We start from the raw sequence: 12,004 nt of genomic DNA, 5'->3' as shown, positions 1-12,004 counted from the left end.
GCAACTGGGGGAGGGGGATGCGCGTTTCCGTAGTACTACCTGCAAAGAACGAAGCCGAGGGCCTGGCCAGGACACTGCCTGCCCTGCGCGAGCAATGGCCCCAGGCCGAGCTGATCGTGGTCGATGACGGTTCCAGCGACGCCACCGCCGCGGTCGCGGCCGGGCACGGCGCCCGCGTGCTGTCATCCCCGTACTCGATGGGCAACGGCGCGGCCATCAAGCGCGGCGCGCGGGCGGCCACGGGCGACGTGATCGTGTTCATGGATGCCGATGGCCAGCACAGCGCGGCCCATATCGGCCTGCTGCTCGAGAAGCTCGACGAGGGCTACGACATGGTGGTCGGGGCCCGCGACGGCTCGGGTCAGGCCAATTTCCATCGTGGGCTGGCCAACAGCTTCTACAACCGCCTGGCCAGCTGGATGACCGGGCACGAGATCCTCGACCTGACGTCCGGCTTCCGTGCCGTGCGCGCCGACAAGTTCCGCGAGTTCCTGCACCTGTTACCCAATGGCTTCAGTTATCCGACCACCAGCACGATGGCGTTCTTCCGCAGCGCCTATCCAGTGGCCTACGTGCCGATTCCCGTCGCCAAGCGCGTGGGCAACGGCAGCCATATCCGGCCGATCAAGGATGGCATCCGCTTTCTGTTGATCATCTTCAAGATTGCGACGCTGTATTCGCCGCTGAAGCTGTTTGCGCCGACCGCCGCGGCATTCTTCGCGCTTGGCGTCGGCTATTACGCGTACACATACGCGACGATGGGGCGCTTCACCAACATGAGCACACTGTTGTTCAGTGCGACGGTGATCATTTTCCTCATCGGCCTGGTTTCAGAGCAGATCACGGCGCTGACCTATCGGCGGTTCGAATGAGCTTCATGCACAAGTCCATCAAGTTGGCCGCTGACCTGGCCCTCAATGGGGCTGCGCCAGCATTCAGCGAGCCGTTGCACGTTGGGCGGCCACACTTGGGCGACCGCGGCGAGCTCCTGCGCTACACCACCGAAATCTACGAGCGCAATTGGCTCACGAACAACGGCCCGCTTGTCCAGGAGCTCGAGCAGAAGATCGCCGGCCGCCTGGGCGTCAAGCATTGCGTCGCCATGTGCAACGGAACGGTCGCGCTGGAAATCGCGATACGCGCCCTTGGACTGCACGGCGAAGTCATCGTCCCGTCCTACACGTTTGTCGCCACCGCCCACGCGCTGCACTGGCAGGCCATCACGCCGGTGTTCGCCGACATCGACCCCGCCACGCACAACATCGACCCGGAAGCGGTCCGGCGGATGATTACGCCCCGCACCACCGGAATCGTCGGCGTGCACCTGTGGGGCCGGCCCGCTCCAGTCGAGGCCCTGCAGGCGCTGGCGGACGAGCACGGGCTGCAGCTCATGTTCGACGCCGCCCATGCCTTCGATTGCAGCCACGGCGGTCGCAAGATCGGCAACTTCGGTCGCTGCGAAGTCTTCAGTTTCCATGCCACGAAGGTATTCAACTCCTTCGAGGGTGGCGCGGTGCTGACCAACGAAGACGAACTCGCCGATGCGATGCGCCTGATGCGCAACTTCGGCTTCGCTGGCTACGACAACGTGGTCTACCCCGGCACGAACGGAAAGATGGTGGAGATCAGCGCCGCGATGGGCCTGGTCAATCTGCGCGCCATGGAGTCTTTCGTCGCCAAGAACCGGGAGAACTACGAAGCCTATTCGAAGGCTCTCGCAGGCGTCCCGGGCATCAGTCTCCTGCAGTACGACGAGGCCCAGGACCCGAACTATCACTATGTGGTCATCGAAGTCGACCCGGAGCGGGTCGGGCTGCGCGACCGGATCGTCCAGACGCTGCATGCCGAGAACGTCCTGGCGCGCAAGTACTTCTGGCCTGGCTGCCATCGAATGAAGCCCTATCGTGATCTGTTCCCGCACGCCGGCCTGGTGCTGCCGAACACGGAGACCGTCGCGGCAAGCGTGATCGTCCTGCCTTCCGGAAGCGGCGTGGATGCCGGTGCCGTGCAGCAGATCGGCGCCATGATCCGTGTCTGCTGCGAAACGTCATGACGGCGCGTCGTGCGTTGGTTGTCTGTGACAACCTCCTGCTCGCCACCGCCCTGCAGGCACTGATTGCCAGGGACGGCCTCCAAGACCGGGTGGACTTGTCGTGCACGCCTGGCGCTCCAGTTCCGGTGACGATGCTTCCCGGAATGATGCGGGTCGACATGCGCCGGGACGCGGCGCGCATTGTCGAACGCTATCAGCTGGTGATCTCGGCACACTGCAAGCAGCTTTTTCCCGCGGATGTCCACGGGGTGGTTGAGTGCATCAACATCCATCCGGGGTTCAACCCCGACACACGCGGCTGGTATCCACAGGTCTGGGCGATTGCGCAGGGTCACCGGGTCGGATTCACCGTGCACCGGATCGACGACAAGCTCGATCACGGCATGATCGTGCACCGCCAGGAAATCCACGCCGAGGCCTGGGATACCTCCGGCAGTCTTTACCACAGGATCGTCGAAGCCGAGATCAGCTGGCTCAACGAAAACCTCGTGGCCCTGCTGGCCGGCAACTACACAGCGATTGCGCCGGAAGGGGAGGGCAACCTGTTCCTCAAGAAGGATTTCGACGCCCTGTGCCGCATCGACATGGAGCAAGTCGGAACATTCGCCCAGTTCTACGACCGCATGAGGGCACTGACGTTCGAGGGTTACAGGAACGCGTACTTCATTGATCCCGGCTCCGGAAAGAAAGTATTCCTGGAGCTGCGCGTCCAGCAAGCGGATTAGCCGTGGACCCGTCAAGTCCGGAGCGACCCCGGCCCGCACGGGGTGTGAAGCACACCGCCCTCGTTGCGACCGCGTGGAGCGGCGCGGAGATAACGACGCGATACGGGCTGCAGTTCCTGCTGCTCGCAGTGCTCGCCCGGTTGTTGTCCCCTGCGGATTTCGGAATGGTGGCCATGTTGGCGCTGTTCTCTGGCCTGGCGGGTGTGATCGTGGAAGGCGGGTTCTCGACCGCGTTGATCCAGCGGCAGGACGTGTCCCACGAGGATGAGTCGACCGTCTACTGGTTGAGCGTCGCAGCCGGGGCGTTGGCAGGCGGCGTCCTGGCGATCTGTGGTCCCGCCATCGCCCGGTTCTTCCAGGAGCCCAGGCTGGCCGGGCTGTCGGCAATCGCCGGTCTCACTGTCTTCATCGGATCCTGTGGCGCCGTCCACGTTGCCATTCTCAGCAAGCGCCTGCGGTTCAGTGCCCTGATGAAGGTGGGTGTCGTCTCGACACTGGTGTCCGGAGGCGTGGCCGTCGCGCTGGCGGCAGCCGGGTTCGGAGTCTGGTCGCTCGCCATCCAGTCGTTGGCCATGACCACCTGCAGCACGGCGCTGCTGTGGCTCTGGAGCGGCTGGCGGCCGCGCCTGGTGTTCAGCGCGCACTCGGTCCGGAGTCTGTTCCGGTTCGGCAGCTACGTGCTTGTTTCGAACCTGATGGACGTCGGCTACACCCGCGCCTACGCCGCGCTCATCGGACGGTTCCAGGGCATGCGCGATGTGGGTTTCTACAACCAGGCCGACAATCTCAAGCAGGTTCCGGCGGGGATGCTGTCCAGTGTGTTCGCGCGGGTCGCGTTCCCGATGTTCTCGGCGGCGGCGCATGACAAGCAGCAGTTGCGCCGCGGCATGCAGCTGGCGATTCGCGGCCTGATGCTGGTGAACGTGCCTGTGATGCTCGGGCTGATGGTGGTGGCCGAACCGTTCGTGATGGCGGTGTTCGGGCACAAATGGCTGCCGATGGTGCCGGTGCTGCGGGTGCTGTGCCTGGCCGGGGTCCTGTGGCCGATGCACGTCGTCAACGTAAACGTGCTGATGGCGCTGGGGCAGTCGCGGACGCTGTTCCGCGCCGAAGTCGTGAAGAAGTCCATTGGCTTGCTGCTGCTGGTTGCAGGCGCCATGCACGGTGTCCTCGGCATTGCCTGGAGCCAGGTCGCTTTCAGCGTCGTTTCGCTGTTGGTTAATGCCTGGACGGTAGGGCGGCTGGTCGACTATGGCATCCGTGATCAGGTCCGGGAGTTCGCACCGTCCTTCGTGCCAGGCGCACTGATGGCTCTGGCGGTGGCGCTGATGCTCGACGCGTGGCAATCGGGCGCCGTACTGGAACTGGCGGTGGCGGTATTGGCGGGAGCCGCTTTGTACGCGGTAATCGCCTGGATGCTGCGGCTGCACGCAATCGTCGACATGCTTGCGCTGCTTCGCCTCGCAACGCAGGCGCGATCGACCGGGGAAGCGCGCCGATGAGCGTCGCTGTCTTACCCACGGTCAGCGTGTTGATCCCGGCGTACAACCATGAGCCTTACCTGGCCCGCACCATCGAAAGCGTGTTGTCGCAACGCATCGACTTCCCGATCGAGATCCTGATTGGCGAGGACTGCTCGAAGGACGCGACCGCGGAAGTCGCCGCGCGGTTCCAGCGCGAGCATCCCGACTCCGTCCGCCTCATCCAGGAGCCGGTGAACGTGGGCATGCACCGGAACTACCGGCGCCTGATCCGTGCGGCGCGAGGTGGCCTGATTGCCTTCTGCGAAGGCGACGACTATTGGCGCGACGCCAGCAAGCTGCAGCAACAAGTCGAGTTCATGCAGCTCCACCCGGAATGCGGCGCGGTACACACCGAGTTCTCGCATCTGATCTGGTTGATGGGGGGCTGGCGGGAGCTGCCGCGTTTCCAGGAGGCGCTTCGCACAGACGTGCCCAGCGGCGAGATCTTCGAACGTCTGCTCGCCGGGAACTTCATCCAGACCTGCACCTTGTGTGTACGCACATCGCTGGCGAGGCAGTACCTCGATGCCGGCTTCGACGTTGCGTCCTATGGCGTGTTCGATTGGCCGCTGAGCCTTTACATCGCCGCGACGTCCAGGATCGGATACATCGACAACGCGACGGCGACCTATCGTCGGGCGCCCGGATCGGCGATGAACTCCGGTTACAGGTCCACGCTGAGAATTGTCGACAGTTACAAGAAGGTCGTCGAGGACTTCTGTCAGCACTTTGCCGTCGCCGATCCGGTCCGCAAGTCGGCCCTTTCCGCGCTGTACCGGCAAATGCTGAAGCAGGCACTGCTCGCGCGCAGCCCGGAGCATGCAAACGAGGCGATCGGATGGTTGCGCGAGAACGATCCCGGTCAGTTGTCGCCGGGGCGCCGGCTTGCGGGATGGCTGGCCAGCAGTCCGGCAATGTCGGCCATTGCGGTGCCATTGATCGAAGCACGTCGCGCCGCGCGTGAGTTCGCCATGTACACGCGGAGCGAAGGATGATGGCGTCGTCGCCGAGGGTGCTTGCCGTTGTCGTGACCTTCCACCCGGAGACCGCCGCGCTGCACGACCTGCTCAGGTCGCTGTCGATGCAGGTGGCCGACGTCCTGGTGGTCGATAACGGGGCGCGCGAAGATGATGGAGTCTGGAATATCGTCGCCGCGCTGGCGATCGCCAATCTGCGCATGGTCCGTTTCGGTGACAACCTTGGAATTGCCGCTGCATTGAATGTCGGCGTCGACGCAGCGATTGCCGAAGGGCACGATTACCTCCTGCTCAGCGACCAGGACAGCCTGCCCGAGCCGGGCATGGTGGCCGAGCTGATCCGGTCGACAGAAGAGGTTTCCGGGCGAGGTGGTCGGGTCGGCGGGATGAGTGCCCAGTACTTCGACGAGACCACCGGTCAGGTGTTCCCATTCCAGACGGTAAACCCGGGAAAGAAGTTCTACCGGAATGTCGTTGTCGAGCCCGGCCAGCCCACGGTCGAAGTTGTCACGTCGATCAGTTCCGGGACGCTTGTCCCGCGTGCCGCCCTGCTCGCCGTCGGCGGCATGAGGGAGGCATTGTTCATCGACTACGTGGACATGGAATGGTGCCACCGCGCGCGGGCACTGGGATTGGGGATGTTCGCCACCGCCAACGCCCGCATCCGTCATCGGCTTGGCGAGAGGATGATGCGCGTGTGGTTCTTTGGCTATCGTTCCTATAGCGAGTACTCGCCGGTGAGGCTCTACTACCGGATCAGGAACTTCGTCCTGGTCTGCCGGTTGCCCTACACGCCACGCCGATGGGCGATGAAGGCAAGCCTCTACAGCCTTGGCAACGTGTACGCGCATGCATTGTTTGCATCCAACAGGCGCAGGCAGGTTGCGATGATCGTACGTGGGTTTGTTGACGGCGCTCGAGGCTGCGCCGGACGTGTCGATCGCGTCATGCGTGTCGATTTGCGCAAGTGGCACAAGGTTGGGGGCGTTGACGCGTGATCAGGAAAATCCGGGCTCTTCTGGCGAGAATGTCTCCCGTATCGCGCAAGCTCTGCGCCGTGTGCGGGCGGCGATTCGGATGGTTCCTGTCGTATCCCGGCGGCGACAGCGTGTTTCCGCCGCTGATGCGGGCCTTGCACTGGGTGGGGAGCGACCTTCGCAACTACCAGTGTCCGTGCTGCGGCTCAAACGATCGCGACAGGCATCTGCTTCTCTATATGCGCGCGGCAGGAGTCGACACGCGCCTGCGCGGCGCGAGCGTCCTTCATTTCGCACCCGAGCCGGCCGTGGCCGAAGTGATCCGCTCGAGCGGTCCCTCAAACTATGTGAAGTGCGACCTCCACCCGCGTGCGGCCGACGTGATCGACGTGGACATCATGGCGATCCCATTCCCGTCCGGAACCTTTGACGTGGTCGTGGCCAATCACGTGATGGAGCATGTCGCCGACGACAGGGTTGCCGCCGACGAGATCCACCGTGTGTTGAAGCCGGGCGGGATCGCGATCCTGCAGACGCCATACAGTCCGATGTTGCGGAGCACCTGGCAGGACGAAGGCATCGACGATCCCGATGCACGGCTGCAGGCGTTCGGCCAGGACGACCACGTGCGACTGTATGGCCGCGACATCGTCGATCGTTTTGCCGCCTCGGGCCTGTTGCCTGGCGTCGCGACGCACGACGAGCTGCTGCCCCAGATCGATGCTGGCGTGCATGGCGTCAACGCGCGGGAGCCCTTCTTCCTTTTCTCCAAGGCTGCGCTTGCAGGCGCTGCCTAGCGGAACTTCGGCAATCCGTGGCGGAACAGCAGCACCAGCTTTCTGGGTGCGAGCGTAAAGGCGCGGAAGTAGGTTCCGACCGGGATGGAACGCCGTTGCTGCAGCCGCTTGCGGCGCTTGCGAAGAGCGGGAAGGCCCGACAGGGTGGATCGGATCGCCGGCAGGTATATCCGCCACAAGGCCGCCGGTTTGCCGGTGGCGATGCTGACTGCCAACCCTTCCAGCAGAAGGATGAACAGGTGCATCGTCAACAGCAGCCAGGCCCCTGCGGTCGGGGTGCAGCACAGCAGGGCGGCGGTCTTGTTGCGCTCACTCAGGAACCTTCGGCGATAGGTGGTGCTCAACTTCCCTTGATCAGGCCGGTTGCCTCCGAAGCTCGCGCCCTGGCGATGACGGTAATGGCTGTCGGGCAGGACGCCCACATCGACGCCTTGCAGCCGGGCCGCGCAGCAGAGGTAGAGGTCCTCACCGATCGACTCCATCCAGTCCGGTAGTCCACCCAGGGACAGGTAGAGGTCGCGGGTGGTCCACAGGCAGGCGCCGATCACGTAGGCGACCTCGGAGCGTGACGGATCCAGGTTGGGAACCGGGTTATAGAAGGGATCGAGCAGGCAGCCGCGATCAACGAGGTCGCCGGTTACCCAATCGCGCTGGGGCAACGTCAGCACGGAAACACGCTGCCTATGGCGCGACTCTTCGTGGAGGCGCCGCAGTGCATCGCTGGCCAGCGCAGCGTCGTTGTTCAGCAGCAGAATGAATTCGCCGCTCGCCTTGGCCACCATTCGATTGTTGGAGACGCAGAAGCCGACGTTCGACGTGCTGGCGATGACCTCCACTTGCGGGAAGTGGCTTCGGAGAAACGCCATCGATCCGTCGGTCGAGGCATCGTCATGAACGATGATCTCGACCGCGAACCCGCAGTCCTGCGCCAGGATGGATTCAATGCAGGGGCCGAGCAGCGCTTCGCCGTTGTAATTGGCGATACAGACCGTACAGACCGGGCGAGCCTCGCCTACTGGAGCGTCGAGATCCAGCGCCATGTCTGCTCAAGTCCGCGGTGAAGGTCGGTATCGGCGTGCCAGCCCAGGGTTTTCTGCAGCAGGCTGCAATCGAGCGTGACATTGCGAACGTCGACTGCGCGACTGGGCACGTGGATGCGTTGCAGCGGAGTTCCAGTCACCTGGTCGATCGCATCGAGCAGCATCGACAACGGCACTGCGTGGCCGCTGGCCACGTTGAAGGTCGTCACGCCCTGGCGGACGGGCGCGTGGAGCGAGAGCCGACATGCGGCAACGAAGTCGTCGATGTACAGATAGTCGCGAACGGATTGGCCATCGCCAATGATCGTGAATGGCGTCCCGGCCATCACGCAACCGAATGCGGCGGGAACAACGCCGAATCCCGACCGTGAGTGTTGCCCAGGGCCGTAGACATTCGAAGGGCGCAGGATCGTCACCGATCCGCCCGACTGCGAAGCCCAGGCGCTGATGAACATCTCCGCGCTGGCCTTGGCTGCCCCGTAAAACGAGCGAGGCGCCGGCAGCGTGCCTTCCGAGTAGGGCGGCATGGCATGGTCGCCATACAGCGTCCCGCCGGACGAAATGTAGATCAGCGGGACGTCCGGCCTGTGCTGCATGGCGTCGAGCAACGCGAGCGTCGGCTGGAGGTTGGCGCTCAGTTCGGAAAGCGGATCGGAGGCGCTGCTGCCGGGCGTGCTCGAAGAGGCCGCATGGACCACGAGTCGGCAGTCTTCAAGCAGGGCAGCGAACTGTTGCGGGGTGTCGAACGTTCCGAAGGTCGATCGAATCCGCGGATCGTCGAACGATACCGGGCGCCGCGTCGCGGCCACGACATCGAAGCCGTCGTCTGCGAAGGCTTCGCAGAGCCGGCGACCGATGAAGCCCGATGCTCCCAGGACAAGTATCGACTCCGCCATCAGGTTTCCCGTGTCAGGCCTTCATAGAGTGAAACGTAACGTTGCGCACAGTCGTCCCACGTGCCGATCTCGTTGCGTACCCAGGTTCGTGCGTTCTCTCCGATCGCTGTGCCGGCATCGCCTTCCGAGGCGCCGATTGCGTCGGCAAACGCGTCCGGGTCCGCGCAGATCCAACCGGTTTGACCATGCTTGAGGAGGTCCTCGTGGGCGGCAATTCCCGAGGCGACAATCGGCAGGCCCGCGGCCATGGCTTCAAGCATCACCTGTGGCCTCCCCTCGGCATGCCGGCTCAGCGTAATGAGGCCACTAGACTGCGGAAACCAGCGATTGGCAAGCTGATCCGGAGTGGCGGGCCCATGGTAGTGGACCCAGGAGGGGACCTCGACCTGCTCCTGCATCGGGCCGAGCAGGTGCAGCTCGCGCTGGCCGGATTCGAAATGCGGCCGGCACCAGTCGAACAGTGGGCCCAGTTTGTTCTGCGTCAGTCGCGAGACGACCAGCCAACGTCTGGGTTCTGCGTCTGGCGGCTGGCGCTGGATCTGGAACCACCGCGGGTCAACGCCAAACGGAACGTACTGGATCCTGGCCACATCGCCGAAGGCGGCACTGAGCGGCTCGACCATCCATTCGGCATTCGGGCAGATTGCTGCCTGCCGGTTGCGAAGCGCGCGCCGAAGCAAGGCCTTGACGCCTGGCAGGCGCAGCAGCTGCATATCCGTCCCCAGCGCGGTTAGAAGCGCGGGGCGTCGGTTCGCCGGCAGGGCGAGGGCATTCTGCAGCCAGTTGACGTGATAGATGTCGACGTCCTGGTTGCGGCGGAATACGCGACGCAAGTAGTACAACAGCTGCGCGGCGGCGATGCCTCCGGCCACGCGACTGGTGCGCATCAGATGGGCGATACCGCCATCAGCCATGAGCTTGAGGAGCCACCGCTGCTCATCGGGAGTCAGATCCAGGCGGGAATTCCCCGGAAGGGGGCCCGGTGGCGACCACAGGCGAAGATCGATTTCGCGACGCCTCGCCAGCGCTTCGGCGAGTCGACGAATGAACAATCCCTTCCAGTCCGAATCGTCGGTTGGGTACGACGTACTGACCATCAAGGCTTTCATCTACGCCCCGCAGGTCATCGGGATCCAGAGGCTGCCGGACCGGGCACGCCCGCGACCTTTCCTTCAGGCGCGAGTCCCAAAGCCTTGGCACGCTCCATCACTACTTGCGCCTGCCGCTTGTGACCATCCGCCACCAGGGTCGCAAACGTCTGCATTGCGTAGTCGGCATCATGGGGATTGCGGTTGATCGCAGCCAGGAACATCCGGTCGGCGAGCGCATCGTCATGCAGGTACTTGATGGCATGGTCGCCAAACTGCGCGTAGACGTAGTTCGGGACCTTGGTGCGATCGGTCAGGATGATGTAGGCCTGCGCGAGCTTCCGGTCGTCGAGGTCAATGCCCTGGTACCGGTGCTTGAGCAAGCCGGCAACCGCGGATTCCTCCTGCGGTCCCAGCGGCCTGGTGCGAAGCTTGTGATAGAGCCGATCCCACCAGTCCTGTTGTGCGGGCTTGCCGAGGCTTGCGGCGAAGAGAATCAGGCCCTGCTCGGGCAGTGGCGATGCATTCGGCAGTCGTGCGCCACGTTCGAACTCCTGGACCGCCATGCTGTAGAACGGCGAATTGCTGCTGCCGCCAGCCATCAACATGTACTGCTCGGCGAGGTCGTTGCTCGCACGGGCCGACATTGGATTCTTCGCGCTGAGGTCCATTGCCAGGTGGAGCGAGTTGCCCCAGGTAGCCGAACGCAACAGGGTGAGGCCGGCCATCGTCAGCACGATTGCCGCCACCGCGGCGTACTTGAGCCTGGGGCCATCGCGCATCGGGATGCGCCGGACTAGGTCCGCCAGAGCCAGCAGCACGCCGAGAAGCGCAAAGTAGTTGCGATGCTCGAACACCATCTCGAGCGGGAAAACATTGCTTGTCAGCAGGTGGCAGCTGAAGAACCAGAAGATGCCCAGGCTGACCAGCGGTGCCCGCCGGCGCAGGGCAAATGCGGTCCCGAGCAAGGCCAGAAGCAGCAGGCCCCCCAGCAACGTCGTGACCGGGTCCAGCCAGCCGTGCGAGATGGGGAACGTGTCGTAGTAGAACGTCAGGCTTCCCGACAGCGGCAACAACATCTGCCCGAGGTACAACGGCAGGACCCGCAGCTGCGTGAGCAGTCGCTCGGACAGCGTGAAGCCACGGAACTCGAACATCGAAGGCTCAAGGTACGGCGGCAGGATTACGGTTGCGAACAGCACGACCGCGAGCGCAACGCCGCAACCGTAGGCCCACTTCCACGACCGGCTCGTACGGCCGGACTGTGCCTTGAAATCGAGGACGGTCAGTTCCAGCGAAAGGGCGAACGCAGGAAACAGGATCGCGGTTTCCTTGCTGAGAAGGCCAAGAACCACCAGCGGAATGCAGCACAGCAGCCAAGGCCAGCCAGCCTCGCCCTTGATCTGTGCGCAGCGGCCCTGCAGGTAGGCCAGAAGCGCGGCAAGGACGAACGTGAGCGACAGGGTCTCCATGCGCTGCACCACGTACAGCACCGACGAGACCTGGAGCGGATGCACGGCCCAGAGCAGGGCCACGGTGAAGGCCGTGGCTGTCGTCCAGGCTTCGGTACTCACCAGGCGGAACAGCTTGCGCACCAGCAGGAAGACGAGCGCGCTGTTGATGAGGTGGACGATGAGGCCCCCGACCTTGTAGCCAAACGGGTCGGAACCGCCAATCAGATAATTGAGGGCGAAACTGATCGTGGCGAGCGGCCTGCCGTACGCACCGTGCTCATAAGCCTGCGCGGCAGAGGCTAGCCCGGACCAGGACCAGGCCTCGAGATGAACCAGGGGATTGCTGACTATGTTCGGGAAGTCGTCGAACAGGAACCGGCCACTCAGGCCGGGCCAGTAGACCAGAGCGGCGGCAGACAGCAGGACAAACGCGAGAAGCAGGGTCTTACGGCTTGCTGCATGCATCAAAGTGCG

At 63.9% G+C, this 12,004-nt stretch carries 11 protein-coding genes; 7 read left to right on the top strand and 4 right to left on the bottom strand.

Translation table 11 applies throughout. The annotated features are described in order from the left end of the window. Positions 1-17: 17 nt before the first annotated feature. Genes AC1DER_RS06960 through AC1DER_RS06930 form a run of 7 tightly spaced genes read left to right on the top strand, consistent with a single transcriptional unit; the run spans position 18 to position 7,052 of the window. Positions 18-872: a glycosyltransferase family 2 protein gene (locus tag AC1DER_RS06960; RefSeq protein WP_477246151.1), complete on the top strand. Its 855-nt coding sequence runs from the start codon at positions 18-20 to the stop codon at positions 870-872. A gap of 5 nt (positions 873-877) precedes the next feature. Then, positions 878-2,053 (top strand): DegT/DnrJ/EryC1/StrS family aminotransferase, encoded by a 1,176-nt coding sequence (locus AC1DER_RS06955; protein ID WP_477246149.1) that lies wholly within the window; start codon positions 878-880, stop codon positions 2,051-2,053. Beyond that, a complete protein-coding gene (locus tag AC1DER_RS06950) occupies positions 2,050-2,778 on the top strand; it encodes a dTDP-4-amino-4,6-dideoxyglucose formyltransferase (RefSeq protein WP_477246147.1) in 729 nt (242 codons plus the stop codon). Before AC1DER_RS06955 ends, AC1DER_RS06950 begins: the two co-directional genes overlap by 4 nt. Before the next feature lie 44 nt (positions 2,779-2,822). Beyond that, complete coding sequence (locus AC1DER_RS06945; RefSeq protein ID WP_477246145.1) at positions 2,823-4,280, top strand: lipopolysaccharide biosynthesis protein; 1,458 nt, start codon at positions 2,823-2,825, stop codon at positions 4,278-4,280. Beyond that, positions 4,277-5,296, top strand: a complete 1,020-nt coding sequence (locus AC1DER_RS06940) for a glycosyltransferase (RefSeq protein WP_477246143.1) — start codon at positions 4,277-4,279, stop codon at positions 5,294-5,296. Before AC1DER_RS06945 ends, AC1DER_RS06940 begins: the two co-directional genes overlap by 4 nt. Beyond that, on the top strand, positions 5,296-6,276 hold the full coding sequence (locus AC1DER_RS06935; RefSeq protein WP_477357792.1) for a glycosyltransferase family 2 protein: 981 nt from the start codon (positions 5,296-5,298) through the stop codon (positions 6,274-6,276). The genes AC1DER_RS06940 and AC1DER_RS06935 overlap by 1 nt, the downstream gene beginning before the upstream one ends. Then, a complete protein-coding gene (locus tag AC1DER_RS06930; RefSeq protein ID WP_477246139.1) occupies positions 6,273-7,052 on the top strand; it encodes a class I SAM-dependent methyltransferase in 780 nt (259 codons plus the stop codon). The genes AC1DER_RS06935 and AC1DER_RS06930 overlap by 4 nt, the downstream gene beginning before the upstream one ends. Here the strand turns inward: AC1DER_RS06930 and AC1DER_RS06925 are convergent. The 4 genes from AC1DER_RS06925 to AC1DER_RS06910 are packed head-to-tail and all read right to left on the bottom strand — an operon-like array spanning position 7,049 to position 11,995. Continuing rightward, the gene (locus AC1DER_RS06925) at positions 7,049-8,092 is read right to left on the bottom strand and encodes a glycosyltransferase family 2 protein (protein ID WP_477246137.1); all 1,044 of its coding nucleotides are present in this window, start codon (positions 8,090-8,092) and stop codon (positions 7,049-7,051) included. The two genes, AC1DER_RS06930 and AC1DER_RS06925, sit on opposite strands and share 4 nt — an antisense overlap. Further along, on the bottom strand, positions 8,065-8,988 hold the full coding sequence (locus AC1DER_RS06920) for an NAD-dependent epimerase/dehydratase family protein (RefSeq protein WP_477246135.1): 924 nt from the start codon (positions 8,986-8,988) through the stop codon (positions 8,065-8,067). The genes AC1DER_RS06925 and AC1DER_RS06920 overlap by 28 nt, the downstream gene beginning before the upstream one ends. Next, the gene (locus tag AC1DER_RS06915) at positions 8,988-10,097 is read right to left on the bottom strand and encodes a glycosyltransferase family 4 protein (RefSeq protein WP_477246133.1); all 1,110 of its coding nucleotides are present in this window, start codon (positions 10,095-10,097) and stop codon (positions 8,988-8,990) included. The genes AC1DER_RS06920 and AC1DER_RS06915 overlap by 1 nt, the downstream gene beginning before the upstream one ends. Positions 10,098-10,111: 14 nt before the next feature. Beyond that, a complete protein-coding gene (locus tag AC1DER_RS06910; RefSeq protein ID WP_477357789.1) occupies positions 10,112-11,995 on the bottom strand; it encodes an ArnT family glycosyltransferase in 1,884 nt (627 codons plus the stop codon). Positions 11,996-12,004 lie beyond the last annotated feature (9 nt).

The organism is Lysobacter sp. 05T417, assembly GCF_056396405.1.
This window is presented reverse-complemented; position numbering and strand designations above follow the sequence as displayed.